General features: G+C 57.2%; 31 protein-coding genes. 15 read left to right on the top strand and 16 right to left on the bottom strand.

Annotated elements, in window-relative coordinates; all coding sequences use genetic code 11:
• Nucleotides 1–35: 35 nt before the first annotated feature.
• The 7 genes from GJR96_RS07860 to GJR96_RS07830 form a co-directional block, all read right to left on the bottom strand.
• Complete coding sequence (locus GJR96_RS07860; RefSeq protein ID WP_151162431.1) at nucleotides 36–389, bottom strand: hypothetical protein; 354 nt, start codon at nucleotides 387–389, stop codon at nucleotides 36–38.
• Nucleotides 390–546: 157 nt separating this feature from the next.
• Nucleotides 547–759 carry a hypothetical protein gene (locus GJR96_RS07855; RefSeq protein WP_151162430.1) on the bottom strand — a complete coding sequence of 71 codons (213 nt, stop codon included), beginning with the start codon at nucleotides 757–759 and terminating at the stop codon, nucleotides 547–549.
• A gap of 3 nt (nucleotides 760–762) precedes the next feature.
• Nucleotides 763–972 (bottom strand): hypothetical protein, encoded by a 210-nt coding sequence (locus tag GJR96_RS07850; RefSeq protein WP_151162429.1) that lies wholly within the window; start codon nucleotides 970–972, stop codon nucleotides 763–765.
• A gap of 703 nt (nucleotides 973–1,675) precedes the next feature.
• A complete protein-coding gene (locus GJR96_RS07845) occupies nucleotides 1,676–2,170 on the bottom strand; it encodes a hypothetical protein (protein ID WP_151162427.1) in 495 nt (164 codons plus the stop codon).
• A 169-nt stretch (nucleotides 2,171–2,339) separates the two neighbouring features.
• Nucleotides 2,340–3,275, bottom strand: coding sequence for a site-specific tyrosine recombinase/integron integrase (xerA, locus tag GJR96_RS07840; RefSeq protein WP_151162426.1), 936 nt, complete (start codon nucleotides 3,273–3,275; stop codon nucleotides 2,340–2,342).
• 1 nt (nucleotide 3,276) lies between these two features.
• Nucleotides 3,277–3,789: a hypothetical protein gene (locus tag GJR96_RS07835; RefSeq protein WP_151162425.1), complete on the bottom strand. Its 513-nt coding sequence runs from the start codon at nucleotides 3,787–3,789 to the stop codon at nucleotides 3,277–3,279.
• 18 nt (nucleotides 3,790–3,807) lie between these two features.
• The gene (locus tag GJR96_RS07830; RefSeq protein ID WP_151162424.1) at nucleotides 3,808–4,278 is read right to left on the bottom strand and encodes a hypothetical protein; all 471 of its coding nucleotides are present in this window, start codon (nucleotides 4,276–4,278) and stop codon (nucleotides 3,808–3,810) included.
• Between GJR96_RS07830 and GJR96_RS07825 the strand changes: the two genes are divergently transcribed.
• Together GJR96_RS07825 and GJR96_RS18265 are read left to right on the top strand one after the other, a co-directional pair.
• Complete coding sequence (locus GJR96_RS07825; protein WP_151162423.1) at nucleotides 4,277–4,774, top strand: hypothetical protein; 498 nt, start codon at nucleotides 4,277–4,279, stop codon at nucleotides 4,772–4,774. The genes GJR96_RS07830 and GJR96_RS07825 overlap by 2 nt on opposite strands.
• A 108-nt stretch (nucleotides 4,775–4,882) precedes the next feature.
• Nucleotides 4,883–5,707: a TIR domain-containing protein gene (locus tag GJR96_RS18265; RefSeq protein WP_225317714.1), complete on the top strand. Its 825-nt coding sequence runs from the start codon at nucleotides 4,883–4,885 to the stop codon at nucleotides 5,705–5,707.
• 10 nt (nucleotides 5,708–5,717) lie between these two features.
• On the opposite strand, the gene GJR96_RS07815 is transcribed toward GJR96_RS18265, so the two are convergent.
• From GJR96_RS07815 to GJR96_RS07800, 4 genes are all read right to left on the bottom strand, one after another.
• Nucleotides 5,718–6,326, bottom strand: a complete 609-nt coding sequence (locus tag GJR96_RS07815; protein WP_151162422.1) for a RipA family octameric membrane protein — start codon at nucleotides 6,324–6,326, stop codon at nucleotides 5,718–5,720.
• A complete protein-coding gene (locus GJR96_RS07810) occupies nucleotides 6,323–6,772 on the bottom strand; it encodes a TIR domain-containing protein (protein ID WP_151162421.1) in 450 nt (149 codons plus the stop codon). The genes GJR96_RS07815 and GJR96_RS07810 overlap by 4 nt, the downstream gene beginning before the upstream one ends.
• A gap of 409 nt (nucleotides 6,773–7,181) precedes the next feature.
• Nucleotides 7,182–7,910, bottom strand: coding sequence for a hypothetical protein (locus GJR96_RS07805; RefSeq protein ID WP_151162420.1), 729 nt, complete (start codon nucleotides 7,908–7,910; stop codon nucleotides 7,182–7,184).
• A 65-nt stretch (nucleotides 7,911–7,975) separates the two neighbouring features.
• Complete coding sequence (locus tag GJR96_RS07800) at nucleotides 7,976–9,256, bottom strand: carboxylate--amine ligase (protein ID WP_225317713.1); 1,281 nt, start codon at nucleotides 9,254–9,256, stop codon at nucleotides 7,976–7,978.
• A gap of 266 nt (nucleotides 9,257–9,522) precedes the next feature.
• On the opposite strand from GJR96_RS07800, the gene GJR96_RS07795 reads away from it, so the two are divergent.
• Both GJR96_RS07795 and GJR96_RS07790 read left to right on the top strand, forming a co-directional pair.
• Nucleotides 9,523–10,206: a flavodoxin domain-containing protein gene (locus GJR96_RS07795; protein WP_151162419.1), complete on the top strand. Its 684-nt coding sequence runs from the start codon at nucleotides 9,523–9,525 to the stop codon at nucleotides 10,204–10,206.
• 128 nt (nucleotides 10,207–10,334) lie between these two features.
• Nucleotides 10,335–10,658: a DsrE family protein gene (locus GJR96_RS07790; protein ID WP_151162418.1), complete on the top strand. Its 324-nt coding sequence runs from the start codon at nucleotides 10,335–10,337 to the stop codon at nucleotides 10,656–10,658.
• 108 nt (nucleotides 10,659–10,766) lie between these two features.
• Here GJR96_RS07790 and GJR96_RS07785 read toward each other — a convergent pair whose 3' ends face one another.
• Nucleotides 10,767–10,961: a cold-shock protein gene (locus tag GJR96_RS07785; RefSeq protein ID WP_058571634.1), complete on the bottom strand. Its 195-nt coding sequence runs from the start codon at nucleotides 10,959–10,961 to the stop codon at nucleotides 10,767–10,769.
• A 436-nt stretch (nucleotides 10,962–11,397) separates the two neighbouring features.
• On the opposite strand from GJR96_RS07785, the gene GJR96_RS07780 reads away from it, so the two are divergent.
• Complete coding sequence (locus GJR96_RS07780) at nucleotides 11,398–12,213, top strand: hypothetical protein (RefSeq protein WP_151162417.1); 816 nt, start codon at nucleotides 11,398–11,400, stop codon at nucleotides 12,211–12,213.
• Between the two features lie 13 nt (nucleotides 12,214–12,226).
• Here the strand turns inward: GJR96_RS07780 and GJR96_RS07775 are convergent, their stop codons facing one another.
• On the bottom strand, nucleotides 12,227–14,590 hold the full coding sequence (locus GJR96_RS07775; RefSeq protein ID WP_323849392.1) for a methyl-accepting chemotaxis protein: 2,364 nt from the start codon (nucleotides 14,588–14,590) through the stop codon (nucleotides 12,227–12,229).
• A 409-nt stretch (nucleotides 14,591–14,999) separates the two neighbouring features.
• Here GJR96_RS07775 and GJR96_RS07770 point away from each other — a divergent pair, with 409 nt between their 5' ends.
• The gene (locus tag GJR96_RS07770; protein ID WP_151162415.1) at nucleotides 15,000–15,842 is read left to right on the top strand and encodes an ion transporter; all 843 of its coding nucleotides are present in this window, start codon (nucleotides 15,000–15,002) and stop codon (nucleotides 15,840–15,842) included.
• Between the two features lie 135 nt (nucleotides 15,843–15,977).
• On the opposite strand, the gene GJR96_RS07765 is transcribed toward GJR96_RS07770, so the two are convergent.
• Entirely contained in the window at nucleotides 15,978–16,457 is a 480-nt protein-coding gene (locus GJR96_RS07765) for a hypothetical protein (protein WP_151162414.1), read from the bottom strand.
• 234 nt (nucleotides 16,458–16,691) lie between these two features.
• Here GJR96_RS07765 and GJR96_RS07760 point away from each other — a divergent pair, with 234 nt between their 5' ends.
• From GJR96_RS07760 to GJR96_RS07745, 4 genes are all read left to right on the top strand, one after another.
• Entirely contained in the window at nucleotides 16,692–17,663 is a 972-nt protein-coding gene (locus GJR96_RS07760) for an aldo/keto reductase (protein ID WP_151162413.1), read from the top strand.
• A 208-nt stretch (nucleotides 17,664–17,871) separates the two neighbouring features.
• Entirely contained in the window at nucleotides 17,872–18,063 is a 192-nt protein-coding gene (locus GJR96_RS07755; RefSeq protein WP_151162412.1) for a hypothetical protein, read from the top strand.
• 193 nt (nucleotides 18,064–18,256) lie between these two features.
• Entirely contained in the window at nucleotides 18,257–19,447 is a 1,191-nt protein-coding gene (locus GJR96_RS07750) for an NAD(P)/FAD-dependent oxidoreductase (protein WP_323849391.1), read from the top strand.
• Nucleotides 19,448–19,450: 3 nt separating this feature from the next.
• Nucleotides 19,451–20,281, top strand: coding sequence for a DUF1641 domain-containing protein (locus GJR96_RS07745; protein WP_151162410.1), 831 nt, complete (start codon nucleotides 19,451–19,453; stop codon nucleotides 20,279–20,281).
• A gap of 28 nt (nucleotides 20,282–20,309) precedes the next feature.
• Here the strand turns inward: GJR96_RS07745 and GJR96_RS07740 are convergent, their stop codons facing one another.
• Entirely contained in the window at nucleotides 20,310–21,407 is a 1,098-nt protein-coding gene (locus tag GJR96_RS07740; RefSeq protein WP_151162409.1) for a rhodanese-like domain-containing protein, read from the bottom strand.
• Nucleotides 21,408–21,620: 213 nt separating this feature from the next.
• Here GJR96_RS07740 and GJR96_RS07735 point away from each other — a divergent pair, with 213 nt between their 5' ends.
• The 4 genes from GJR96_RS07735 (at nucleotide 21,621) to GJR96_RS07725 (ending at nucleotide 24,870) form a co-directional block, all read left to right on the top strand.
• Nucleotides 21,621–22,802, top strand: coding sequence for an MBL fold metallo-hydrolase (locus GJR96_RS07735; protein ID WP_058571623.1), 1,182 nt, complete (start codon nucleotides 21,621–21,623; stop codon nucleotides 22,800–22,802).
• 71 nt (nucleotides 22,803–22,873) lie between these two features.
• Nucleotides 22,874–23,023, top strand: coding sequence for a DUF7512 family protein (locus GJR96_RS18085; RefSeq protein WP_191965827.1), 150 nt, complete (start codon nucleotides 22,874–22,876; stop codon nucleotides 23,021–23,023).
• Between the two features lie 2 nt (nucleotides 23,024–23,025).
• The gene (locus GJR96_RS07730) at nucleotides 23,026–24,063 is read left to right on the top strand and encodes a sulfite exporter TauE/SafE family protein (RefSeq protein WP_151162408.1); all 1,038 of its coding nucleotides are present in this window, start codon (nucleotides 23,026–23,028) and stop codon (nucleotides 24,061–24,063) included.
• 84 nt (nucleotides 24,064–24,147) lie between these two features.
• The gene (locus tag GJR96_RS07725; RefSeq protein WP_151162407.1) at nucleotides 24,148–24,870 is read left to right on the top strand and encodes a fumarylacetoacetate hydrolase family protein; all 723 of its coding nucleotides are present in this window, start codon (nucleotides 24,148–24,150) and stop codon (nucleotides 24,868–24,870) included.
• Nucleotides 24,871–24,920: 50 nt separating this feature from the next.
• On the opposite strand, the gene GJR96_RS07720 is transcribed toward GJR96_RS07725, so the two are convergent.
• Complete coding sequence (locus GJR96_RS07720; protein ID WP_151163953.1) at nucleotides 24,921–25,139, bottom strand: hypothetical protein; 219 nt, start codon at nucleotides 25,137–25,139, stop codon at nucleotides 24,921–24,923.
• Nucleotides 25,140–25,341: 202 nt separating this feature from the next.
• Here GJR96_RS07720 and GJR96_RS07715 point away from each other — a divergent pair, with 202 nt between their 5' ends.
• On the top strand, nucleotides 25,342–25,950 hold the full coding sequence (locus GJR96_RS07715; RefSeq protein WP_058571177.1) for a translation initiation factor IF-2 subunit beta: 609 nt from the start codon (nucleotides 25,342–25,344) through the stop codon (nucleotides 25,948–25,950).
• Nucleotides 25,951–26,069: the final 119 nt, after the last annotated feature.

The following is a 26,069-nucleotide window of genomic DNA, read 5'->3' as shown; positions in this document are numbered from 1 at the left end:
AGAGGAGACTCGTACACTCTTCTTTGGGACAACACCTACTCTAATTCGGGACTCTTGTCACGAAGCTTCTTTAACATATATTCTCTTTTTTGTTCGTTCCATTCTTCTCCAGTCGTTAGATTGTCCAAGTATTCTTTTTCTCTAGTATAGAAGACAGTTAGGTCATATTCATCTGCTATCCAGTATGTGTACATCCCTCGTTTTTCATCCGTGACGTATCCCATTCTCCGAAGTTCTTGGAGAACATTGAGGACTTGGCGTTCATCCCGAGTCGTGTACTCTGATTCGACTATGTCCTTGTTTCTAGCTTTACCATCTAGGTCTTGTAATGCTCGAACGACATTTACGAATGTCTCAAATAGAATTCCACCGCCATTGCTTCTAGACATCTAATCTAGTTTCTCGATGACCACGAACCGATAATAATTCTACTCTGTAGATACTGTACACCGTGAATATTCCATAATAGATGCGGAGAGCACACAAGAGGACGTATCTGGAGGCGTGGGTCCGTAGATTCCCCTATTTATAGTATATCTAGGACAGTCACTCGTCGACTATCTTCGCAATCAGATTCGGCCCCTCATACGCTTCTAGAATTCCCTCTGCATCATCGAGGTCGGGAGTCGTGTGGTGACTTAGTTCCAAGCGTACCCAGTCCTCAAAACCATCCTCGATGCTTTCGACCACGTCGCCATCCTCAATGATACCAAGGTCGTGTAGCTCGCCGGCATGGTACATCTGAAAGAGAATCCGCATTAGCTACTCCTCGTCCTCTGCCAGCGGAACAGCGTTGATATAGTGATTGTTGAACACCTCTCTCAGTCGCACCTCATCATCCAAATCGTACGCTCCCTTTAACGTCGCCTCAAGCTCGCCAGTCGGGTCCTCGATTATCTCGCCGTCAGCAATCTTGCCGAGGACATCCCAGCCGTCTCGGTCCTCGTTGAGCCCCAGAAAGAGTAATGCCAAGTGGAATCACCGTACAAAGTGTTCGCTCTGTTGCATCATAAGAGTCCCGAGCAACAGACTGTTTCAGTCTCTATTGATCTGCAACGGTGTGGAGGTCAAAGCTGAGAGGACAGAGAATGCGTCCACCACCACTCGAATACCAATCATCATCGAGAACAACAATCCGTTCTCTGGAGCAATTACGCACACTAGGGGACACCCATTGATTGATAGAGAAAATCTCAGGACTCCACAGTCCAAGACAACATTGGGCTGAGTGTCACCTATCTGGGCCAGAGAACCGTTCGAGAACGACCGAGATTCATTCTATTCGATTCGTTCAGGAATGCGTGAGGAGTCGAGCGACAGTAATCAGCGTAAAGTTTGAGGGGGTTCAGAGTTTGGTGTCGAGCCCAGCATCTCGAACCCAATTCCGATATGCTTCATCGTTCAGGTCCTCTACTACTCGCCGGGACTCTTCACTATCGTAGTTCGCCAGGACATAGCCATTTGAGTAAGAAGAAGCTAGGTAGCGCAAAAGTTCACGACCATCCGTGTATTCACTAATGATAGGGTCTCTTTCGTCTTTGATTCGGTCCCTGAGAGACTCCGCGGTAGGCGTCTCACCTGTGACATTGCCTTCGATAGTAACACGGGCAACCTCTTTACAGTCCTCCAACGGATTTCTGAAAATAATGATTTCGACCATTTGAATGAATACTCTCTATGCGTCATTGCTGGCTTTCTTATTTGATGAAAGAATTCGTCTGAACAGAAATACTGCTAGTGCTCCCTCAATGCCTGCCATGAGTACCACAGCAATTTCACCGAGCTCGCCTCCGACCATCCAAATACAGTAAGGAAGTACGGCAACACTCCCGTATATGAATAAAATTTCTCCAAGCTTGTCTAACAGGTTCATATACGGGGACATTCGCTCTGGAAGTGTCGAGTATAACCCATTTTTTTGAACTTGGTCGTTTATTTTGTTCAGAGAGCCCACAAATCCTGAAGAGGCTACTTTCGAGCCAATTCTGAACCTCTTGAACAGATAGTATGCTCCCACGACGATTGTAATCGGCCAAAGCAATATCGCGGCAGCCACGCCGACCAAAATAAACCCAACTCGGACAGAAGACACTAGTGACCAAGCGAAGAACTCCTCGAACTCCCGAACTATGGACATTCTTATCCTCAAATTATATTGGTGCAGATTCATCCGGGAAACCCGAATACGGCCAGTTCGTCTATAATGACTATCAAATGATTACCTGTCAATGGAATATATCTACCGGGTGCCAGAATGTTGATTGAGAATTGTCGCTAGAAAAAGGTACCTTCTGGAAAATCAAGATGGCAATGATACCTCAAACACGGGCTGTCCGCCGCTACAATCCGATTTCCTTGATGCAGTTCAGGTACTCTTCTTTCGCATCATCCCGGTCGATGCGAGTATAGATATCCATCGTCTCGGTCTTGGCGTCACCACGGATGTATTTCAGAATGTACGGCTTCATCCCCTGCTTCCGCATCAGGGTTGTGAATACCGTTCGGAACGTGTGAGGTGTGAACTTCTTCTCGAACCGCCGTTCTTCCTTGGGGGCGACACCAGCGCGGTCGGCAGCGGCTTTTACTTCTCGTCGGATTCTTTCTTTACTGAGACGCCCTCCCAGGTTGCTCGTGAAGAGATACGGGGAATCGGAATCGGCGTTGATGAACTGATAGCGTTTGATAGCGTAGATTGTCTCGTCGTCAATGGGTACTACAGTCTGGCCTCCGCCTTTTCGTTCTCGGAGTCGGATGAATCCCTTCTCTAAGTCTACGTCGTCTTCTTCGATTGAGAGAGCTTCGAGGAGACGAGCCCCCGTTTTCGCTAAGATGATGGCTACAGTTTTGTCTCGTGGGTCTGGAATGGCGTGGATGAGTTTACAGGCATTCTCCCACGTCGCACAGTCGGGGCGGTCAGGACGAATTCGAGATATCTCTTCCAGTACGATTGCTGCGGGATTACTCGTGATTCCCTCAAACTGCGGCCGTTTCAGCGTATAGCCATAGAAACTGGAGAGGACTTCCAGGTACTTCTTTTTCGAGTTCTGGGAGACGCCACGTTTCGTTAGGGCCATTAGATAGTCCTCAACGTGCCGAACCTCTACTTCATCAGGCGAGAGTTCTGGGAATTGGTCGTGGAAGAACTTGCGGAGGACTCGGCTGTACGAATTAAGCGTTCTCTCGCTCCTGCCAGCTGCCTGTTTTCGTGTGATGAAGTAGTTGACCTCGTAGTGTTTGTTCTCATAGATTTTCGAGGAACCGGGTTCAGCTCCCATGCTAGTTCTCCTCCTTGAGCCGCCATCCGTGACCGCGTTGATATTCTACTCGGCCTTTTTCTGCGAGAGAGTACAGTCGATTCTCGATTTGGCCTTGCAGATGATTGGCTACTTCATCACTCGCAGAGATTCGTTCGATGAGTTCGTCTAGCGATTGATATTGCTCGTTCAGAATTCGGGTAACGAGGTCATCAATACTGAGATGGGTTCGACCACCACCACCACCCTGCCGAGCTTCTTCCAGTTGGGATTGGAGGTCGTCGATTTTGTTTTGGAGTTGCTTCACTGTCTGGTCTTGTGTCTGGATGAAGGGTGCGCCGCTGTCTCGGTACATCCTGGCTTCTTGAATCAGGTCGTAGAGATAGCGACTGAGGCTGGACCCTTCGTGTTCGGCTTCTTCCCACCATTCCTCTTTGTGCTGTTTCGCTGGGAATATTTCAGCCCGAGTCGTATTTTCATTGAGTGTTTGATAGTTCTGGCCGTCGCTAGGGCTGTCCGTAGATGTCTCTGTCATACAATTACTCTCGAATAGTCATTTGGCTGTTAGAATAATGAGATTACCGGTAATAACCGGGTCTATGTGCGAAATTCGGGCACAAAGTTCTCCAATAGTAACCTCAAACAGACTTGAGTCAGGTTTATCAATCTCTAGGAGAGTCTCAATGTAAGAACGGTGCGTCGGAGTTAATCGACGGGAACCCTGGTATTGCAGGTTCAAGTCCTGCTGAGGGCATAACGGCGGTTCGGAGAGTACCGTCATCAACATACTCCGACAAATGAGCAAGGAAATCATCATTTCTGGAATTCTCAGCACCGTCTTTGCAACGACCGGCGTGGCGCTTCCGGGTATCCTAGCGCTCATCGCGTACATCGCCATTCGGCTGAAGAACGTTGCCCTCACTCCTCCAACCGCTTCAAGCTGAGAATCATCTATCTTGCCATTTTTCAGCAAGGTGATTTCTTCTATGTCTTTAAGAAACTTCGACAGAATGGTAGTAGCCATGAAACAGAATATCTTTGTGAGTAAGCCGAACGGGCTTACCGACTCACAGGAGCAATTCTGGAAGAAGCTTGAAGGAGAGTTAACCAGCCGAAATCTCGAAGTTCGGTCTATCGGATATTCGGATTACTCAATTAAAACACCGTTACAGCAGGTCCGAGAAGTAATGAGAGAGTGTGAGGGTGCGATAATTCTTGGATTCCGTCAAAAACAGATACAGACTGGGGTGGACCGGAATGAAAACAAAATATCTGACCTCTATCTTCCGACCGCATGGAACAATCTGGAAGCAGGAATGGCATACATGCTTAACCTTCCAATGATAATCATTGTAGAGACGGGAGTGGCCAAAGAAGGAATTTTTGACGCAGAAAGTAGCGACCGATACATTATGGAATCAAACCTTGCTCCATCATGGATAGAGGGTGATGAATTTCTCCAGCCGCTAAACGAATGGCGAGAAGTGCTATTCGATTCGCGTAGCCAAAAGACGACTTGATTGGATTTAGATTCAAGCACCATTGCTGATAGACTGACCAATTGAAAATATTCTAACAGTTGTTATTAAGTTGCGAAATTATAACATAATAAGCGACAACAGAAGCGTATGGATTTGCCGGACCGACCAGGACGGACTTGGCAAGAAATTCGCCACAGCGTACAACGGAATAACCCAATCGAGTTTGTCCAACAAGACGAGGTGCCCCCGATACCTTATGATTTTGATGGACACACGGATGTTCTCCCAGGTGTCCGAGTTCATCATCGAAGTTTCGCAAACCCAGATGATATTGCGATTTGGGAACCAGGAAATACGAACGTCTACTTTGTGACCAAGTACCGAGCAGTACAGCAATTGCTGAATAGCAAGGATGAGATTCCTGATGGAGTGCTGGCCGTTCTAATGCTAGCTGGCGGGGCTTTTATTGTGAAAGTCCTCTGGGACCTATTGAAGACAATTCTTGATTCGGGTACGAGTTCGTCAACTGGAAGTGCTGGAGGTGCCACTCAACAGCGACCACGTCCCGAAAACCGCCAGTACAACGTGTTCATCAGCCATGCTTGGGACTACAACGACGATTACGAGCGAGTAGTCGAATTCCTCGATGATTTCAACGAACTAGAATGGCAGGACCACAGCGTTCCGTTGACCGACCCGCTTGATACGGTAAATGATGTCCATCTTCGTGCTCGGCTTCGGGACCAAATTCGGACGACTTCTGTCGTCCTCGTGCTTGCAGGGATGTATAGTGCCCACAGGGAGTGGATTCAGAACGAGATAGAACTAGCGAATGAATTCGATAAACCAATCGTCGGAATTCGTCCACACGGGGCGAAGCAGACACCAAACTTAGTGGAAGAAGCTGCGATTGAGATGGTAGGATGGAGGCAGAATTCAATCGTCAGAGCGATTGTCGACCACTCGCTCTAGTCGTTGTAACTTATTCATTTCCGGTGTAATCCCAGTATTTCTGCGTCGGACTTTTGCCCCGAAGCACAAAGAAAGCGTATATCGCCCAAATGCCAGCGAGAATGCCAACAGCCCACCAATAGTAACTTAACAGGCTCAGCAATGAGAGTGTCCCATAGATGAATAATACAGCGTAGAAGAACCCAAATACACGTGGCCACCAGACTTCGACTGTGGTGTGTTTTATGTATACGTCAGGGTTGTCGCCTTCATCAAGCCGGTCCCATTCCATTTTGAATGGGTCGTATGGGAGGTTCTCTGCCATCTCCCAGAGAACACGGTACTTCCCGCTGTTCAGCTGTTTATACGAGAGGATATGGAATGTCCAAAGAACACAGAATGGAAGACCAATAGCCCCGATGAACATGATTCCTACAGGGGTCACGTAGCCGAGTTTAACTCCTATTCCGGTAACGCCCAATAATGCGATTAGAAGGCGAAGGTAGAAGCGATTATTCTTGAGTCGGCGGTTGCTTACTTGGTGAGTAGACTGTCCATAGAATTTCCATTGCTCAAGCTCGGCGTTTTGTTCATTTCCGTCGCTCGTTTTTCCTGGATGTTCGCTCTCTCCCCTGCTCATGGAGATAAATCACGAATCCCTCCGACAACAGAGTCGGTATTCCATCCAACCATTTTGTCGGCATGGCGCTCAACATAGTCTGAAGTCCGTTGACTACCCCAAGGTTTGACACCAAGAATGGGTTTGTTTTCTTCTTCGGCAATCCGTATCTCCTTTCCAATCCAGTCGCTATACGTCGAGTACAACCCAGCGAGTACCACGACAACAGATGATGGCTTTATCTGACCCTCCCGAAGTGCTTCTTCTAATTCCTCGTCAGTATCAGCATCAATTTCCTTCTCTGAAGGAATACTGTAATTCTTGTACTTGAAGTAGCTCGCGTCATCCAGCAGACCAATCATTCGTTCGTACTCATTGCTGTAACTCCATGAGTGCGAGATGAAAAGTCGATATTCTGTCCGGCGTTTCGCGCTTAGCGAGTCAATTCGGTTGTTTCGGAATGACATAGTGGTTAATTCTCGTATGGAAGTTCCGTAGGGCCTGTTCCTCTATCCGAGTCTTATCTACACACTGTGGCCGACTATGATGAATGTCTGCAAACCAGGGTGAAAGTGGTCTCAACGAATATGGATACAATCACGAGGTAGAGATATACATCAGGTCGTTGTAATTAGAAGTATGGCATATGGCAACCGCTCGGTGTGGCGAGAGTGTCCTGAGTGCGGCAAGAAGCAGAAGGTGAATTCTGGACAGTGGACGACCTGCTCAAGTTGCGATGAGACATTTCATGCGTGAGCCCTGTTTTTGAAATTTGATTTGACAGAGTGGCTCATAGGTCGGTAATAGTTCCTGGTTCGAGTGCCGAGGCCACCCTACTTCCACGGATTCGAGTCGTACGCTCGATAGATGTCACGCTTAAACAGGGTCCGTTTCGTCGACAGCGACACGCAACTCGTCCAAGAACGCTGGGTCGTATTCCTCGTCGACGTGGTTCACGTTCCACAACCCTGATTCCCGTATCTTCTCGCTCCGACTGTCGTTTCCAAGCCACTCGTCAGAGCGAGCGTCGACGGTCGCTTGTTGGTAGTTGCTGAGGAGTGCGATTGCGTTTCGCTCGATGTACGCTCGCTGACTGTCCGCACTCGGTTCGTCGTCGACGGCGAGCCACAAGAACGGTTGTTCTCTGATGTAGGCACTCACACGCCGTTCGAGAACGTACTCCTCGTCACGAACCACCGACCGGTCGCGCTCGATGCTCGACCATCGGGCGTCCCAGTCGGGGTAGTCGTCGTGGAGGCCGTATCGCTCGATAATCGCTTCGCCGACACGCTTCCGATAGACCGAACCACGGTGGTTCCCGCCGTGTGGGTGGTTGGAACTCCCGCTCCCGGTTCCGTAGTGCTGTTTCAATCGGTCCCAGAGTGACGTGCTGCTACCCGCAGACACAGCGTGCGTCCCGATACGAGTGACACGCAACTGGTCAGACGACGCTCTTGTCGTTCCCGGTTCGAGGAAGAAGTAGACACCGCGGGTGGGCCACTCCATATAGCCCGTACAGTCCTTGAGCTTTCGAGTCCCACTGACTCGCTCTGTGAGGTCAGAGAGCAGTCCATAGAACCGGTCGAGGTCACGCTGTCGAGACACGTTTGTCGCTCCCTCGTTCTCGTACAAAGTGTTTCGTCTGTTCTCCTCTTCGGGAGACGGGTACGTTATTCGAGGAGGCGAGTCTGTGGGTCTCGCTCCGGTGGGACGGATACACGTTCTGGTCGTTCGTTGGCTGCCCGTCGCTGACTGACGAATCCATTTGCCAAGTCTCGAACGAACGGCCGGTAGTCGTCGAAGTCGAGGTAGTCGAACCGCGGATGCTTCACGAGTGACCACGCCACGTCGGCGAACGCCTTCAGTCGAGACGGGCGTTCGACGAGCGGGAAGTCGTCGAAGAGGACGCTGTGAAGGTACAGCAGTTCGCCCCTGATGAGGTGCCCGGCGATGCCGACTCGGTACGACGAGTCGATTTCGTCGCGGCGGCCGTTGGCGAGCAACCAGTAGTAGTAGGGGAAGTCGACGCCTGCCTGTACGGTGAACGGGAGCGACGACCAGAAGCGCGGGTTGATCTCCATCAGTTTGAACTCGCCCGTCTCCGGGTCGCGGAGGAACTCGACCATCGCCAGCCCGTCCCATTCGAGGTGGTCGAGGAGACGGCGACCCGCGGCGTCCAGTTCCGGGATAGACACCGACTCGCGGAACGAACTCGGGCCACCGGCGTACTTGTAGCCGCGAATCTGCCGGTGCTGGAACGTCGCGACGGCCTCACCGTCGTCGTAGAGCGCGAAGAACCCGTACTCGTCGGTCGTCGGGACGTACTCCTGCACGATGGGGACGTGGTTCATCGTCGCGAGCAAGTCGTCGAGGACGGGAGTCTCGCCCTGTTCGACGTACTGCGTGGTGCCCCGTCCAGACACCTGTTGGCCGGTTTCGCTCCCGAGATACTCGTCTGCGACGAGGTTGTACCGCGACTTGACGATGAGTCGCTGGTCCCAGTCGTCCCACTCGTCGAACAGCCTCGTTTTCGGGGCCGGGACGCCCGCCTCGGCGGCCGCTTCGAAGAGTTCTTTTCGGTCTTGGACGCGCCGAAGCGTCTCGAACGATGGCCACGGCGTCCCGATGTGTTCTGCGAACTCGTCTTTGAACCGCGAGAGGACGTAGATGTCTTCCTCACGAACGGGGATTATCGCACGAACGTCCGGGCGTCTCGCGAGTGCCAGCAATTCGTCACGGTACGCTTCGGTATCTGTCGGCGGGGCAGTGACAACCGCTTCGTCGCAGTATTTCGAGGAGAAAGCTGCCGCAGTCGGGTTCTCTGAGACGACGATGGTGTTGATTCCGCGCCGGCCGAGCGAGCGAACACAGGCGACGCTACTCGGGGCCGCGATTCCCGGAATCACGACGGTTCCGACTGCCCGACGACTGCTCGATATCTCTGTCTCCATACACATGGACGAAACTGTAGCCCCGCAAACGGTGGCCCGTAGGTCCGGCTTGATGTACGTCTTCGACCAGTATAATTGTACCTTGAGTAACGAATTCTGATATGTTCGCACTGCCCCTTCGACAGAGGAACAGTGCCTTCCGTCACCGTCACCACCCCCGTACACGTACCCCTCGTTCGGGAACCGTCGAACATCGAGTTCGGCGGAATTCGCCCCGCGACTGTCAGTTAATATGACGGCGCGCGTATCTCTTCGTGTGGTTCCAGATGGTATCGATTCTTGTCGCGTACGGGTCGGGTGAGGGACAGACAGAGAAGGTTGCCGACTACGTCGGAGAGAAACTCATGGAACGAGGACACGAAGCCACCGTGAGACGCGTCGCTGACGAGCCAGATATCGACGTGAGCGCGTTCGACGCGGTGCTGGTCGGGTCGCCGGTCAACAACCGAAGACACCTGCCAGCAGTCGTCGAGTTCGTCGAGAAGAACCGAGAGGAACTCGCCAGTCGGCCGAACGGGTTCTTCCAGTTGTCGCTCGCGTCCATCGTCCCACTCAGGTGGGCGCAGAGTGGTGCACAGGAGTACGTCGACGACTTCGTGTCGAACACGGGATGGCACCCCGACCACGTCGGCCGCTTCGCCGGCGCGGTGACGTACTCGCAATACGACCCACTGGAACGCGTGCTGTTCAAACTCGTCTCGGCGGTGACGACTGGCGACACGGACACCTCCCGTGACTACGAGTACACCGACTGGGACGACGTGGAAGCGTTCGCGGAGGCGTTCGCGAACGACGTGGACGCGCGTGTCACCAGTCGCGGTGCCGAGAAGGGAGAGACGCCCGGAGTAAAGCGTGCTTCGCAAGTCGTTGCTGGCGCTGTGCTCCTCGTCGGCGCCGCGGGCCTCGCATACTGGGTTGCAGCACGTCGGTTCACACCAGCCGAGTGCTGAGCGCACAGCAGAGCGTTACGCATCGCTCGCTCTGTATTCTTCACCGACGTGGCCAAACCGCCGAGCCCTGTTGTAGCACAGTGAGAATCGAGAACGTTGTTAAGAGTCGACACGACGAACCGAGACTTATGCACCTTGGGCTCATCATCGAGACGAACGAACCAGAACGAATCTGGAACGCGTTCCGACTGGCTAACACGGCGCTCGACGAAGGCAACCTCGTCGAAGTGTTCCTTCTGGGAGACGGTGTCGAAGCGCCGGACATCGAGACAGAGACGTACAACCCACACGGCGTGATACGGCAGTTCCTCCAGAACGGCGGTGAACTGTTCGCCTGTGGGACGTGTCTCGATTCACGAGGCCTCGAAGCGAGTGAACTCCGCCCTCGGTCGGCGATGAGCGACTTGCTCGGTATCGTCGAACACACGGACAAAGTCGTCTCGATTGGGTGACGGCGAGACGCACGTCACGAACCGAACCAGTATAGAATCCTCTCGGGAAGAGTTATCGTTGGTAAAATCGGTGTCTTTCGCCGCCGTCAAGCGGTGTACTAAACTAGTTTACAGGCGCGTCAGGTTCGCTGCGCGAGGTCCCTTGGGGGACGATTCGATGCTGAACTCCACTTCTTGGTCCTCTTCGAGGTCCGGGCCGCCGATGTCTTCCATGTGGAAGAACACGTCGTCGTCCGCGTCGTCCGTCGAGATGAAACCGTAGCCGCCAGTGTCGTTGAAGAAATCAACGTTTCCTTTCGCCATTGCTTTTGGACACAATCGGAGCAGATGGATAAGACCATCGGTATTTGTTTCCCTATTTGAGAAATATTTTTGAATCTATTTCTTTTTGAGCCATTTTGGTAGACATTTGTACACGTACATTTGGCTTTGGGGACGCTCACCACCCACATCGACGGCGAGAGTCACTGCTTCTGTGGTATCCACACTTCGCTCCAGACGGGAGCGCCGAAGCGATGCTCACCGCAGCGACGTTCCTTCCGACCCGGAAACCGGGGAGAGACGACGTGGTCGACGTCGACAGGCCGTCCGAATCCGTGATTCGCGCGGACGATTGATTCGGACCTCCCACGCAGGCGTTGATTTCTGAGCCCTTTTTAAATTCATGTCCACGATATGTCGAGATAGACGGTGTTTGACCGACGAATTCATTTCTTTCCGTCACAAACGATGTGGCCAGATGAGCGAGCAGCAGGTGACGTTCAACGGGGACACAGAAGTGCTCTTTCGGCAAGCAGTCCGGACACCGCTGCCGAACGAGGAAGCCGAACGTGTGTTCTACGAGAACATGATGAACGTTGCGGACGCACAAGAGCAGAAAGCCGACATGCTCGCTGACCCAGACGTATCGCTCCTCGAAGCGTACGAGACGCAACTCGAAGGCATCGCCGCGAGTTACAAACGGCGCTGTCGTCACATCGCAGGCGACGACTACGAGGACGTCGCACAGGCATACCAGCGTGGGGAACGGACGGACCGGGTCGGTGCCCTGACGGCGTACTACTTCGAGGGACTGTGGCGGATGCAACAACGCATCACCGTCACGGACATGCTGTTCTTCCCGGTTATCCTGCGGTACCCGGACAGTTTCACGGTGAACATCCGGTTCGCCAGCGGGTACAAGACCACGGATTCGGTCCTCTACGAGTCGCCGGAACACTCCAGAGAGGAACTCGACGACAAGTACGCCGAGACGTACTACAACGAGAGTCTGTACTCACAGAAGGAGGCGGCCGAGTACATCCGCGACACCGCCCAAATCATCCGCGAAGAGTTCCAAGACCCCGACGAGGTCCCCTTCGAAGAGCGAAAGTACGGCGGCATCGTCTCCGCCGGCGGGCGAAAAGGGTCTGTGTTCTCGTCGATGCTTCAGCGTGTCGACACCGACCCAGACAGGTTCTCGGAACCAGTCGACCAGCCCACGCTCGTCGACGAAGGACGAGAAGCAGCACGCACCGAACGTGAGTTACTCCCCGATGGGAGTATCGTCATCTAACCCCGTTCTGTCGTCATCTCTCCGTCCTGTCTCCGTCGGTGGACTCGATGCCGCCGTCTGCCTCTGCTTTCGGTTCGACAGCCGTGTCGTCAGTGTCGTTGGGGGACGCGTTCGTCGTCTCGACGTCGTCCGGTGAGTCGGTGGACGGGGCGTCAGACGCGTCGGAGACCACGAGGGCCGCGTCGTCTACGTCGATATCGACGGGTTCGACTGTGTCACCGGCCACGTCGAATCTATCGAGGGCGAGACGGAGCTCACCGGCGCGTTCGGCGAGACGGTCGACACGCTCAGAGACGTCCGACAGCGACGCGGTCTGTTCCTCTGTCGCCCCGACGGCGTCTCGTGCACCCGCACTGGTTCGTTCGCTAATCTCGGAGACGTCTTCGACCATGGCGACGACTTCACTCGTCGCGCGGGCCTGCCGTTCAGTCGCTCGTCGAATCTCCTGGATACCGTCGGCAGTCTCTTCGACGTCGTCCACGATGGTGTCGATAGCACCCATCGCCTCCTCGATAGTCTCTGAGCCCTCGCCGACGCGGGTCTGTGTCTCGCGGATATCGGTCGCCGTCGCCTCGGTCTGTTCACGGACTCGCTCGATAGACGACCCAATCTGACCGGTCGCATCTTGCGTCTCCTCTGCAAGTTGTTTGACTTCGTCGGCGACGACGGCGAAACCGTCGCCCGCCTCGCCCGCACGGGCCGCTTCTATCGACGCGTTCAGTGCGAGAATGTGTGTCTGTGAGGCGATTTGGTCGATGAAGTCGACGACAGACTCGATGTCTCCGATGACAGTCTCGAGTTCTTCGACCTGTTCGACGGTGTTCTCGGTGGCCGTCTCGATAGTTCGAAGTTCCGCAACCGCTTCGGCGGCGGCGTCCCGCCCGTATTCACCGCGGTCGACCGCCGCGTCGGCACGGTCTGCGACTTCCGCGGCGGACGCACTCACTTGTTGAATCGTCGCCGAGAAGTCGTTCATCCGCTCTGTCACGTCGTCGAGGTGGTCGTCTTGTTCGACCACGTCGTCGAGGATAGTCGTCATCGACTCCGTGACCGCTTCACTGGCCTCGTTCACGTCTCCGACGCTGGCGCTGGTCTCTTCGCTCGCTTCGGCGACCGACTCGCTGAACGTCTGTGCGTCGGCGATGACCGTCCCGAGTTCGTCCATCGTCTGGTTGTAGGTCCGCGCGATGTCTGCCATCGCCTCACTCTCGGAGTCGGGGTCCATCCGACACGCGATGTCCCCCTCGGCACACCGTTCCATGACTCTCCGGTACGCTTCGGCCTTCGATTCGAGGTGTGCGTTCAGGTCCTCTGCTTCGCGGAGATTCTGTCGGAGGGACACACGCATCTCGTCGAACGAACGATACAACGTCCCGAACTCGTCGATTCGGTCCGTCTCGAGGTCCGCGTCGAGGTCACCGTTCGCCATCTCTTCGGCCCGCGTCGTCAACTCGCCGAGTGTTCGTGTCGTGCGCCGACCGACGACGAGTGCGACGGCACCGAGTGCGCCAATCGCGGTGAGAATCGTCACGAGGAGACCGCTTCCGACGCTATCGCGGACACTGTAGGCGCTCGACGTCGGAACCGCCGTCGAGAGTGTCCAGTCGACACCGTCGAGAGTCGTGTACGCGACGACGGCGTCGTCTGTCTGTTCGAGTGCCGTACCGTTCGCGTCGAGGTCAGAAGCGGCGGCCGGTACACTCCCGTTCTTCGCCGTGGAGACGATTTCCGACCCATCGGACTCGTACAGGGTCGTTTGGCTTCCGGCCATCGTCTGTTCTGTCTGGGCGACGCGCGCCGGGAGACCGACGGTGACGACCACGACAGACTCGGCATTTTCTGGCGGTTTGCTCGCCAGTGCGAACGACTGCTCGCCGTCGACAGGTGACGAGAACGTCTCCGACGAGACGTAGACGAGGTTCGGTTCCGGGTTGACGTTCTGTTCGATGTCGCCCCACGGGAGTCCCGCTTCGGCGACAGTCTTTCCTTCCAACGAACTGGCCGTGCTCTCTTCGATTTCACCCGTGGTGAAGTCGACGTAGTGTATCGCCGTCAAATCGTCCTGTCCGAGTTCCGAACTCCGCTGGAAGAGGTAACTACTCGCCGCCTGCTGGTTCCCGAGTTGGAGTTGCCACGCCGCAGACGTGGTTCGCGTCTCCAACCGTTTACTCGATATCCACGACTCGAGCCCATCCGCTTGAAGTTCCGCAGTCGACGTGAGTTGCTGTTCGACCTGGTCGTCCAGCGACTCCTGTACCTTCGTGTAGGTGACAGCACCGACGCCCGCCATGACGACCATCGCGAGGACCACCGCCGTGAAGAACTTGCGTGCGTACGTCTTCCGGACCGCCCGCGAAACGGTCGACGAGGGTATCACACTCGATATCCGAGCGGTGAGGCTGTCGAACAGACGCACGGGGACCAACTTCCGGCCACGCAACCAGCGTTTACGCATCGACTCGGCCTTGTTTCTCAACAGTGATAAATTAAGCTACTATATAGTATGTTGAGAGAGATAGTGCCGAATAGATACGAAATCGGTCGCTAACTGGAGATATTCAAGCTGTGCGCACAAGTGGGCGTTTTAGAGCTTTTGAATGGTGTTAGGAGGTTCGAGGAAGAGGACCCCCAAGTAGACAGTAGTGTCACATTTTGATAACTTGTCCGTTGAATTCAGCCCGTGAATCTCAGAAATGAGATTTGCTATATAGATATATGTATTGATAGTGGGCACCACACTCGTCAGTCGGCGACGATATCATTACCCACCGAATCCAAATGCACCTATGGCGGGTCACGCGTCTACCGGTCACGGCGACACACCGAGAGACGTCGTCAGGTTCTATCTCCTCGACCATCGGACCATCGTTGGGAAAGCAATCGACATCGCTCTTCTCGTGCTCAACCTCGTGTTCGTGGGAGTGTTCGTCCTCGAGACGTACCCGTTTTCGGCGCGACTCCAAGAGACGTTCTGGCGTATCGAAGTCGCCATCTCGCTCGTCTTCCTCGCGGAGTACATCCTCAGAGTGTACGGGGCGAAGAGTCGGGTCGGCGAGATTTTCAACGCGTACTCGATGGTGGACTTGCTGGCGATTCTGCCGACACTCGCCGTCATGATATCTCCGTTCCCCGTCGTCGCGGCCAACATCGGGTTCCTCCGCGCGATTCGGGTGGTCCGTGTCCTTCGGTTCTACCGCTTCACACAGGATGAAGAGTTCTTCTTCGGAACAGTCACGGTCGGCACGCTTCGCGTCATGAAGTTACTGTTGACCGTGTTGACCATCTTCTTCGTCGCCGCGGGCATGTTCTACTCGTTCGAATTCCGGGTGAATCCGGGTGTCGCCACGTTCGGTGACGCGTTCTACTTCGTCGTCGTCGCTCTCACGACGGTCGGATTCGGTGACATCGTCCCCGTCACACAGGGCGGCAGGTGGGTCACCGTCGCTGCAATCTTGGCGGGTATCATCCTCATCCCATGGCAGGCGAGTAAAATCGTCAAAGAGTGGGCGCACAAAGACCAGGTCAACGTCGTCTGCGAGAGTTGCGGACTGGAGTACCACGACCCCGATGCGTCGCACTGCAAGTCGTGCGGCCACGTCATCTACCAAGAGTACGACTCACGGGAGTGACGTGGGTGTGGTCACAGGAAGGAGCGACTGGACGTCTTTCGACAGCAGAACGACCGGCGGTGGGTGGGAGACACGGGCGTCCGTGTTGGTGCCGGTCAGGTGATGGAGGTTCGAGGGCCGACGCTCTATCGTCGGTTAGAACAGGCTCAGGGGGTTGAGCATGCTCACGAACGTCAGGAGATTCTCCTGCGAGAATTCGGTGACGTCGACGATGAGGTACTCCGTCTCGACGATGAGTTCTTCAGTGTAGACGATACGGTCGGCCATCTCACCGATACGGTCGGCCATCTCGCCGATTTGGTCTTCTGTGTAGAGGACGCCGTCGAGGCTCTCGAGGTAGAGGACTTCGCCGTTCTCTGCGAGGACGATGATGACGGTGTCGACGTCGAAAAAGCCGTTCGGGACCTGGAACATCGCGTAGGTACTCCCGTCCTGAAGCGGCGCGTAAATCAGTGACTCCGCTCGACTCGTCTCGGCGAAGTAGAACGTGTCGCCGGGCGCGAGTTCGAGGTCGTATCCATCGTCGGCGGCGGATGCAGTCGTCGCCACGCCCGCGGCAGCGAGACCACCGAGGGAAACTGTACCCAATCTGTTGATGAAGGTTCTCCGTTTCATGTGGTTGCAGTGTCCGTCCCGCAATCCATATTGTGTATTACGGGCAAGACTGTATCGTGTCGTACCGGGTCAGAGCATTTGAATTTGACGCAAACACCACTATTTATGTACTTCTGAGGCTTTCCTCTGGTTGCTGTCGCGGGACGACATTGCCTAAACCAACCACAACTATCGAGTCAACATCGGCCATCGTCCCCCGACCGATTTTACATACGGTGCCTCCGAACGTTACGTATGGACTACACGACGTTCGGGTCGACCGGAACCACCGTGAGCGAACTCTGCCTCGGGTGTATGAGCTTCGGGACCGACTGGGACGACTGGACACTCGGCCGCGAAGAGAGTCGCGAACTCATCGAGCGCGCAATCGAACTCGGTATCAACTTCTTCGACACGGCGAACGTGTACTCGTACGGCGAGTCCGAGGAGATTCTCGGCGAGGTGCTCGCGGAGTACGACCGCGACGAGATGGTCGTCGCCACGAAAGTCTACGGGCAGATGCGCGACGACGACCCGAACTCGGGCGGCCTCTCGCGGAAGGCCATCGAGCAGGAACTCGACAACTCACTCGACAGACTCGGGATGGACACAATCGACCTCTACCAGATTCACCGCTGGGATTACGACACGCCAATCGAGCAGACACTCCGCGCCCTCGACGACGCGGTCCGTCGCGGCAAAGTCCGGCACGTCGGCGCGTCGTCGATGTGGGCCTACCAGTTCGCCGACGCACTCTACACGTCTGACCGACTCGGTCTCGAACGGTTCGTCTCCATGCAGAACCTCTACAACCTCGCGTACCGGGAAGAAGAGCGAGAGATGCTCCCGCTCTGTGCGAAGGAGGACGTCGCCGTGATGCCGTGGAGTCCGCTGGCCGCCGGGTTCCTCACGCGTCCACACGAGGAGTTCGAATCGACGACTCGGGGCGAACACGAAGCAGATGTCGGCCGCCCATACGAGGAAGGCGGCGGCCCCGCTGTGAACGAACGTGTGCAGGAACTCGCCGAGGAGAAGGACGTGAAGATGGCCCAAATCGCCCTCGCCTGGCAGGTCCACAAAGACTGGGTCACGACGCCAATCGTCGGCACGTCGAGCATCGAACACCTCGAAGACGCCGTCGAAGCCCTCGACATCAAACTCTCGTCGTCCGACATCGACTACCTCGAAGAACCCTACCAATCGGTTCGCGTTTCGGGACACGAGTAACGCGAGTCTGTCGGCCGGGAGTCACCTCGGCCACGACGTGTCTCGCCGATGGACGGGACAATCAGACAGACGCCGCTGATTGAACATGAACATTTATTATAGATTACTCTGTACTGCCGGGTACACCATGTCGGTCGTACGCGTACTTCACTAACTCTCCTCGTCGTAGCATCGCCGTCCGACCGACCCGAACAACACCCCACTAATCGTGAGCACACACACACGCCCAACGTACGAACCGACCCTGCAAACAGACCGCCCGTCGCCGAACACGACGTCCGACACCACCGGCACCGACTCGTGGGTCGCCCGATGTCAACGCCAGTTCGAGTCTACTCGAACCGAACGCATCCACAACCTCTTCGACCGGGAGAACCAGTCGATGCCGAAGATGGACTGAAAGACGGGACGTGCCCGTCGTACGAGTATCCTGTTCCTGTTTCTGAGCGACGCGTCTCCGCATTCGCTGGCGGTTCTCTCCGCTCGTTCCCCAGAGTACCAACAATAATCTCCGTCACCCGTCGGCGGCGGCGTGACTGGGACTAGTTGTCTCTGCTACCTCATCGTTCAGATAGTACACCCTCATAGTGTGGATGTCTATGGAGCACATTGTCGTGCTAGGGGCTGGTGCTGGCGGAGCGATGACGGCAAACATCCTCCGTCGGAAACTCGACCGCTCCGACGTCCGTATCAGTATCGTCGACAAGAGCAGCGACCACGTCTACCAACCGTCGTTCTACCTGATTCCGTTCGGGTACATGGAACCGGAAGACCAGTTCCGCGACGTTCGCGACGTGATGCAGTCGGGCGTCGAGTTCGTCGAGGACGAAGTCGTCGGCATCGACCCGGATGCTCAGGAAGTCAATCTGGACGCCGCCGAAGACGACCTCACGTACGATTACCTCGTCGTCTCGCTCGGCCACCGACTGGCCCCCGAGACCATCCCCGGCATGGCAGAGGGGTGGGAACAGACCGACGCGGTGTATCCGTACTACCACTACGAGGCCGCGGTGGCGATGCGCGAGGCACTCGAAGACTTCGACGGCGGGACGTTCGTCGTGACCGTCCCCGACACTCCCATCAAGTGCGGCGGCGCGCCGATGAAGATGACCATGCTGGCGGAAGATTACTTCCAGCGACAGGGTATCCGCGACGACGTCGACGTCGTGATGACCAAACCCGGCGATGCCATCTTCGGCGTCTCACCTTACCGCGAGAAACTCGAAGAGATATACGAGGACCGCGACATCGAGTTCAAACCGAACTTCACCGTCTCCGAAGTCGACCACGAGAATCAGGTCATCCACTCGGCAGAAGGCGACGAACTCGACTACGACCTGTACGCTCCCGTCTCGCCTCAGTACGGCCAACCCGCAGTCACCGAGAACTCGCCGCTGACCGAAGGTGACGAAGAGAACGACGGCGAGTACATCACCGTCGACGACTACACCCTGCAACACACCGAGTACGACAACGTGTTCGCCCTCGGTGACGCCGACGACACGCCCAAGTCGCGCACCGCCGCTGCCGCCCGCAAGCAGGCCCACGTCGTCGCCGACAACCTTTCGTCGCTCGTCGAAGGCGGACGGATGACGAAGGAGTACAGCGGATACGCGGCGTGTCCGCTCCTCACGAAGAAGGGCAAGGCGATGGTCGCAGAGTTCGACTACGAGGAGAGCATCTCCGCTCCGGTCGAGAGTCGGATGAACTGGATAATGGACATCAACGTCCTGCCCGCGTTCTACTGGAACGCCTGGATGCGCGGGTACGACCCCCTCCCCTGAACCATGGCATCCGAAAATCAGGCGCTCGACGGGATGGTCGACGCCGACAGCGACACCGAAGTCCTCGCGCAGGCTATCGAGCGGAACGCCGACGAACTGGCCGAACTGCTGGAGTTGATGGTCACGGCGCAGGACCTCGCGGCGGACCTCACGCCCGAACTTCGCGAGACGGTCCGCGAAAACCGCGAACCCATCCGTGAACTCCGAATCGCCTTCGAGCGCGAAGAGACGCTGCGACTCTTCCAGAAAGTCGGCGACGAGGCCGACACACTCGTCGAACTCCTCGACGTGCTCGCAGTGTCGCAACGCGTCGCGGACGAACTCGTCCCCGGCGTCCTCGACGCCGTTCGAGAGAACCGCGACGTCGTCGAACGACTCCGATTCGCCCTCGAACGCGAGGAGACCATCGTCCTCGTCGAACGACTCGGCGAGAATATGGAGACGTTCGTCGAACTCGTCGACTTGCTCGACGCGACGACGGACCTCGCCGAAGAACTCGTCCCCGGCGTCCTCGACGCGACGCGGGAGAACCGCCACGCCATCGAGGACCTCCGGATGGCCGCCGCCGGATTTGCCGACGGCTACGCCGACCACGACGTGGACATGTACGAACTCGGCCACAACGCGGCAAACGTGGTCGCACTCACCGAGACGCTCGGCGACCCACAGGTCACGGAGGCACTCGAAGCGACACTCGGCGCGTTCGCCGACGACGACCCGAAACCAGTCGGTCTCTTCGGACTCCTCGGCGCACTCTTCGACGCCGACGTTCGTCGCGCACTCGGGAGACTCGTCGCCGCCGCCCGCGCACTCGGACGCGTGGGGCGCGAGTAGCACAGGAAAAGAAAGGTGAAATGCGGCGTTACTCGTTTTCTGAGGGGTCGCCGGTACGTATCGGTGCGCCAACCATGTTGCCCCACTCCGTCCACGACCCGTCGTAGTTCGAGACGGCCTGATAGCCGAGGAGTTCAGAGAGGACGAACCACACAAGTGCCGAGCGTTCGCCGACGTTACAGTAGACGATGACCTCATCGTCTTCGTCGAGGTCCATCTCGGCGAACTCCTGTTCGAGTGCGCCGCGACCTTTGAACCGACCCGCATCGCCGACCATCTGCGTCCACTCCACGTTGACCGTGTTGGGAACCCGGCCGGCGACGCGAGCATCTGCCCCCCCTGCCGTCTCGCCGCGGTACTCTTCGGGCGAGCGAACGTCCACGATGGTCACGTCTCGGGAGAGCGCCGCTTGCACGTCGCGCCGATACGCCCGAATGCGCTCGTGAGGGTTCTGCGCCGTGTATGCCACCTCCGAGACGACAGGCACGTCGTGCGTCGTCGGGAACCCCGCGTCGACCCAGTACGACTTCCCGCCGTCGAGGAGTCGCACGTCCATGTGTCTGTAATACTTGAGCGTCCAGTAGACGAGCGAAGCGTACTCGTTCAACCCGTCGCTGTAGAGGACGACGGTACTGTCGGGTGTGATACCCAGTTCGCCGAGGACGGGTTCGAGCGTCTCGGTTCCCGGAATACTCGCCGTATCGACGTCGAGGAAGTCTTCGCTCGGGTCGAGGTGAACCGCACCACGGACGTGGCCCTCGTCGTAGGAGTCGGTGACCTCGACGAGTCTAAGTTCGGGGTCGTCCGCCTCGAACGCGTCGAGACGCTGCCGGACCCACTCGGGGTCGACGAGCGCACCGCGGGCGAACTCCGTTCTGTCGCCTCCGACTGCGCCGTAGGCGATACTGTAACAGGATTGTCGGCCGTCGTGGAGCGCCGGCGACGACTCGACCAGACCCGCTTCTTCGAGTTGCGTGAGTCCGTAGCGCGTCGTGCGCGACGAGAGGAGCGTCTCTTCGGTGAGTCCTTTCAGCGTCATCGACCCCATCCGAAGGAGCGTATTGTAGATGAACTTCGAACTCGGCGGCAACTCTCGGAGGACGTCTTCTATCTCAGAGTTGTTCATGTACCTCGCAATATTGGGTATGAATTCACCTTGCATGAAGGTATTGTTTCACTAGTGACCGGTCGCTTCGTCGGGAGGTTCCGAGAGAGGTAGCCACAATTATTGTATGTATCTCGTTCTGAAACGGGAAATAGCCGATTCGACCCGTAAGAAGCCGGAAATAACGTGTCTCGCTCGAACCCTTATACGTGCATTTCCTATACAATACCGTGTATGGTCGAAACCATCACGGCTGAAGAGCTGAGGGATATGATCGATGCGGACGAGGACTTCGTCCTCTTCGACACGCGAAACCCCGAGGACTTCGAGGGGTGGCACATCGCCGAAGCCGAGAACGTCGAATACTCGGGCGACAACGACGAACTCGTCGGTGACTTCGACGCCTACAAAGACGACATCGGCGCTGGCGACACCGTGGTGACCATCTGTGCCACCGGCAACTCGGCGAGCAGTTTCGCCGAATACCTCGAACGAGAGGGCTTCGCCCACGACGTCAAGACCGTCGAAGGTGGGATGGAGTCGTGGAGTATGGTCTACGACGTCGTTCCGATTTCCACCTCGAACGACGACCTCGTCCTCCTTCAGTTCCAGCGTCGGTCGAAGGGCTGTCTCGGCTACCTCGTCGGCTCGAAGTCGGCAGGAGAGGCCGCCCTCGTCGACGTGACCCGTGCGACCGACGTCTTCGTGGACGCCGCCACCGAACGCGGTCTGGAAGTCACACACATCCTCGACACCCACATCCACGCGGACCACATCTCCGGTGGTCGCCGCCTCGCCAGTAAACTCGACGTGCCGTACCACCTCGGCAAGCCCGCCGAGACACGCGACCCACAGTTCGAGTTCGACGCCATCGAACCGAACGGGACCGTCGAACTCGGCGACGTGGACATCAAGGCCGTCCACACGCCCGGTCACACGACCGGCATGACTTCCTACCTCGTCGACGACGAGGCACTCCTCACCGGCGACACCCTGTTCGTCGAGTCCATCGGCCGGACCGAACTGCAGTTCGCCGACAAGGACGCCCGTGACGGCGCTCGCGTCCAGTACGAGACGCTCCACCGCGTCATCATGACCGAACCGAACGACGTGAAGATTCTGCCCGGGCACTTCTCGGTCACCGACGACGGGCAGTACATCGACGTGACGCCCGGTCAGCCGATGTTCTCGACGGTCGGCTACCTCTGGGAGAACAACGAGATTCTCCGGATGGCAGAAGACGACTTCGTCGAACACATGTTCGAGAACCTCCCCTCGAAGCCCCCGAACTACGAGACGGTCATCGCCACGAACGCCGGCGAGTACGAACCGGACGGCGAGGACGAAGAGAACGAACTCGAACTCGGCCCGAACCGCTGTGCGGCGACGTCCGACAGCGCCGTCGCCGACGACTGAATCCCCTCACCCACGGTCCACTGACTCCCCCACCACCACACCGCACCCTCCACCCCTCACCCTGTCACCGCATGTTTGGAATCGAAAACCTGTCCGGAAACTCGCAAGCAGCGGCGCTCGTCGGAATCGTTCTCGTCGAGGCCATGGTACTGTACGTTGGATACGGCGCACTAGAGAGCGTCCTCGGCCCGACTGTCCTGAAACTCCTCGGAGGTGACTGACGATGATGGAGATATTCGGTATCTCGGCCGCCATGTTGGCGATGTTCGCCGGGTTCGGCCTCCTCATCGGCATCCTCTTCGGCTTCTTCGGGATGGGCGGGTCGTTCCTCGTCACCCCAGCACTGCTTGTGATGGGATACCCATCTCGTGTCGCTGTCGGGTCCGGACTGGCGTTCGTGTTCGGTACCTCTGTCATCGCGACGCTGAAGCACCGTGACCTCGGCCAAGTCGACTACAAACTCGGTGTCTCGATGATTATCGGGACCACAATCGGTCTCGAAATCGGGAAGGAAATCGTCCTGCACCTCGAAGAACTGGGTCTCGCCGGCAACATCATCAGCATCACGTACGTGCTGCTGCTCGGTGGAATCGGTGCGTTCGTCACCTACGAAGCACTGAAAGGTGGCGGCGACGGCGGCGTCAGCCACGACGTCGACGAAGATGCCGAAATCAACGCCGACGATATCCCCGAGATAGCGAAAAAGATTCAGAGCTACTCGCTCCCGCCGATGATAACCCTGCGCGGTGGCATCCAAGTCTCGCTCTGGATGGTCCTCTTGGTTGCGTTCGCGACTGGCTTGCTGTCCGGGTTCCTCGGCGTCGGTGGCGGCTTCATCCGCATGCCCGCGCTGTTCTACCTGATTGGCGTGCCCGTTCCGATTGCGGTTGGGACTGACCTCTTCGAGATTATGTTCTCGGGTGGGATTGGTTCCTTCCTCTACGCGCAATCCGGTGGTGTCGACCTCTCTATCGTCGCTCCGCTCCTCGCTGGGTCCGCCCTCGGCGCTCGGGTCGGGTCCGCGGCGACGTCCATCGTCAACGAAGACGAAATCAAGATTTACTTCGGCCTGATGCTGCTCCTCGGCGCCCTCGCAGTTGCCGTCCGGCAGGCTGGTAACTACCTCGGGATGGGTGTTCTCGACTACGTCAGCCTCGCACTCATCCTCGGGTCTGCGCTCATGGTCGCCGGTGCTGTCATCTACAGTGCCCTCAAGTCCATGCGTGCATCCGGTGCCGCCGGGACGTCGACGGCCGACTGAGCGCACCCCATCGACGGCCGTTTTCTGTTTCCCGTCTTGCGCAGACACATCGCTTGAAGTGAGTGGAGCGTCCACTCCACAGCGATGCGATTGGCACGGATTCGAACCGACGACGGTGTCGCGACAGGACGGTACGACGACGGCCTCGTGACGGTCGACGGCGAGGAGTACGAAGTCGGCGTCGACGCCGAGTTGCTCGCGCCGTGCGACCCGTCTGCACTCTACTGCGTCGGCCGAAACTACGCGGCGACGGTCGACCAGATGGACTACGACGTTCCCGACCAACCGGACTGGTTCATCAAGCCACCCGTCTCAGTGCTCGACCCGGGTGCGGACGTCGAGTATCCGTCGTGGACCGACGAACTGACATACGCGGGGGAGTTGGCCGCCGTCATCGACCACGAGTGCCACGACGTGGCCGAAGACGAGGTTTCCGACGTCGTCCGCGGATACACCATCCTGAACGACCTCGACGCCCTCGACCAACCGGGTCGGACAGCACGAAAGGCGTTCGACGGGTCCGGTCCACTCGGCCCGTGGATAGAGACCGACGTGGACCCGTCTACCCTCGACATGACGACCCACGTCGGTGGCGAGTTGCGGCAGGAAGCGAACACCGAGCAGATGCTGTTTTCACCCGCCGAAGTCGTCTCGTTCCTCTCGGAGCGTTACACGTTCAAACCGGGCGACGTCGTCTCGTTCGGCAGTCCGGCGAACCCCGGCCTCGTCGAACCCGGTGACGACGTCGAGATATGGTACGAAGGCGTCGGCACGCTCACGAACACCGTCGTGGACGCGTCTGACTGACGAGGGCGAGGCGAGAAGGAGCGTGACCGGCGGCGAGTCGTCGCTGGCGTTCAGTTCAGCGCATCGACTTCGTCGGCGAGGTCTGTCGGTTGGTCCACTGGACCGTTGACGAACAGGCCGTGGCCCATCACCGCTGCTGCGACGAAACTGAACCCGACGACTGCTGTCGTCGGTTCCATCGCGGTGAACTGTCCGACGAGAACCCCGAGGACGAGACTCAGGAAGATTCCCGCGAGAACCAGGTCGTAGTACTGCCACGTGTACCCCATGCGAACGCGTTCGAGCGCCAGCACCGAAGGAGTGGCGACCGGTTTCGCACTGAGCGATTGCGAAACGAAGGCGAGTGGCACCGAATGGAGTCGCTTCGGTTCGCTCGTGCCGTCATCGAACGACGGGGCGGTGCCACCCTCGTCGCGTCCTCGGGAAAGACGCTCACGGAACGGCTATACGTCGGCAGACACTCCAAGGCCTATGGAGTATCAATCTGCGCTCGACCGGGCGCTCGATATCCTTCCGGAACGAAACGTCGAACAAGAACGTCTGAAGATACCAGACCCCGAAGGCGAGACAGACGGTGCGTTCACGCGCCTCACGAACCTCGGCGAAATCGCCGACGCACTCTCGCGGACGACCGAACACCTCCACAGCGCCATCCAGCGCACGTTCGGTACGAGCGGTCAACTCGAAGGCGACCGCGCCCGCTACAGTGGGTCGTTCTCCATCAACGACTTCGAAGAGGCCCTCGACGACTACGTCGAAGAGTACGTCACGTGCTCTGAGTGTGGCCTCCCCGACACACGTCTCGTGACCGAAGACGGCGTCGACATGCTTCGCTGTGAGGCGTGTGGTGCCTTCCGTCCCGTCCAGAAACGCTCCAGTACGAGCAAGAAGCGCCAGCGCGAAGCAGTGGAAGAAGGGCGCACCTACGAAGTCGAAATTACCGGGACTGGCCGCAAGGGCGACGGTGTCGCCCAGCGCGGGAAGTACACCATCTTCGTCCCCGGTGCCCAGGAAGGCCAGACCGTCCGCGTCTACATCAAGAACACGAGCGGGTCGCTCGCGTTCGCCGAACTCGCCTAATCGAGTCGCAGCGTCTCTCGTCTCTGTTCTCACTTCTACGTTTCTTGCTCGGGGGAGAGTCACGACGCTGTCCAGTGAGCGTCACGTATCGACTGGGCGACCACGAGCGACGCGAAAAG

This window comes from Haloferax litoreum (assembly GCF_009674605.1).
GTDB lineage: Archaea > Halobacteriota > Halobacteria > Halobacteriales > Haloferacaceae > Haloferax > Haloferax litoreum.
The sequence above is the reverse complement of the archived record's forward strand: the minus strand, read 5'-3'. Positions and strand labels throughout refer to the sequence as shown.

What these genes read in the sequence shown, in the direction of transcription:
- GJR96_RS07860 (WP_151162431.1), bottom strand. Translation starts at nt 389, where the DNA reads ATGTCTAGAAGCAATGGCGGTGGAATTCTATTTGAGACATTCGTAAAT.
- GJR96_RS07855 (WP_151162430.1), bottom strand. Translation starts at nt 759, where the DNA reads ATGCGGATTCTCTTTCAGATGTACCATGCCGGCGAGCTACACGACCTT.
- GJR96_RS07845 (WP_151162427.1), bottom strand. Translation starts at nt 2,170, where the DNA reads ATGAATCTGCACCAATATAATTTGAGGATAAGAATGTCCATAGTTCGG.
- xerA (WP_151162426.1), bottom strand. Translation starts at nt 3,275, where the DNA reads ATGGGAGCTGAACCCGGTTCCTCGAAAATCTATGAGAACAAACACTAC.
- GJR96_RS07835 (WP_151162425.1), bottom strand. Translation starts at nt 3,789, where the DNA reads ATGACAGAGACATCTACGGACAGCCCTAGCGACGGCCAGAACTATCAA.
- GJR96_RS07825 (WP_151162423.1), top strand. Translation starts at nt 4,277, where the DNA reads ATGAAACAGAATATCTTTGTGAGTAAGCCGAACGGGCTTACCGACTCA.
- GJR96_RS07830 (WP_151162424.1), bottom strand. Translation starts at nt 4,278, where the DNA reads ATGGCTACTACCATTCTGTCGAAGTTTCTTAAAGACATAGAAGAAATC.
- GJR96_RS18265 (WP_225317714.1), top strand. Translation starts at nt 4,883, where the DNA reads ATGGATTTGCCGGACCGACCAGGACGGACTTGGCAAGAAATTCGCCAC.
- GJR96_RS07815 (WP_151162422.1), bottom strand. Translation starts at nt 6,326, where the DNA reads ATGAGCAGGGGAGAGAGCGAACATCCAGGAAAAACGAGCGACGGAAAT.
- GJR96_RS07810 (WP_151162421.1), bottom strand. Translation starts at nt 6,772, where the DNA reads ATGTCATTCCGAAACAACCGAATTGACTCGCTAAGCGCGAAACGCCGG.
- GJR96_RS07800 (WP_225317713.1), bottom strand. Translation starts at nt 9,256, where the DNA reads ATGGAGACAGAGATATCGAGCAGTCGTCGGGCAGTCGGAACCGTCGTG.
- GJR96_RS07795 (WP_151162419.1), top strand. Translation starts at nt 9,523, where the DNA reads ATGGTATCGATTCTTGTCGCGTACGGGTCGGGTGAGGGACAGACAGAG.
- GJR96_RS07790 (WP_151162418.1), top strand. Translation starts at nt 10,335, where the DNA reads ATGCACCTTGGGCTCATCATCGAGACGAACGAACCAGAACGAATCTGG.
- GJR96_RS07785 (WP_058571634.1), bottom strand. Translation starts at nt 10,961, where the DNA reads ATGGCGAAAGGAAACGTTGATTTCTTCAACGACACTGGCGGCTACGGT.
- GJR96_RS07780 (WP_151162417.1), top strand. Translation starts at nt 11,398, where the DNA reads ATGAGCGAGCAGCAGGTGACGTTCAACGGGGACACAGAAGTGCTCTTT.
- GJR96_RS07770 (WP_151162415.1), top strand. Translation starts at nt 15,000, where the DNA reads ATGGCGGGTCACGCGTCTACCGGTCACGGCGACACACCGAGAGACGTC.
- GJR96_RS07765 (WP_151162414.1), bottom strand. Translation starts at nt 16,457, where the DNA reads ATGAAACGGAGAACCTTCATCAACAGATTGGGTACAGTTTCCCTCGGT.
- GJR96_RS07760 (WP_151162413.1), top strand. Translation starts at nt 16,692, where the DNA reads ATGGACTACACGACGTTCGGGTCGACCGGAACCACCGTGAGCGAACTC.
- GJR96_RS07750 (WP_323849391.1), top strand. Translation starts at nt 18,257, where the DNA reads ATGTCTATGGAGCACATTGTCGTGCTAGGGGCTGGTGCTGGCGGAGCG.
- GJR96_RS07745 (WP_151162410.1), top strand. Translation starts at nt 19,451, where the DNA reads ATGGCATCCGAAAATCAGGCGCTCGACGGGATGGTCGACGCCGACAGC.
- GJR96_RS07740 (WP_151162409.1), bottom strand. Translation starts at nt 21,407, where the DNA reads ATGAACAACTCTGAGATAGAAGACGTCCTCCGAGAGTTGCCGCCGAGT.
- GJR96_RS07735 (WP_058571623.1), top strand. Translation starts at nt 21,621, where the DNA reads ATGGTCGAAACCATCACGGCTGAAGAGCTGAGGGATATGATCGATGCG.
- GJR96_RS18085 (WP_191965827.1), top strand. Translation starts at nt 22,874, where the DNA reads ATGTTTGGAATCGAAAACCTGTCCGGAAACTCGCAAGCAGCGGCGCTC.
- GJR96_RS07730 (WP_151162408.1), top strand. Translation starts at nt 23,026, where the DNA reads ATGATGGAGATATTCGGTATCTCGGCCGCCATGTTGGCGATGTTCGCC.
- GJR96_RS07725 (WP_151162407.1), top strand. Translation starts at nt 24,148, where the DNA reads ATGCGATTGGCACGGATTCGAACCGACGACGGTGTCGCGACAGGACGG.
- GJR96_RS07720 (WP_151163953.1), bottom strand. Translation starts at nt 25,139, where the DNA reads ATGGGGTACACGTGGCAGTACTACGACCTGGTTCTCGCGGGAATCTTC.
- GJR96_RS07715 (WP_058571177.1), top strand. Translation starts at nt 25,342, where the DNA reads ATGGAGTATCAATCTGCGCTCGACCGGGCGCTCGATATCCTTCCGGAA.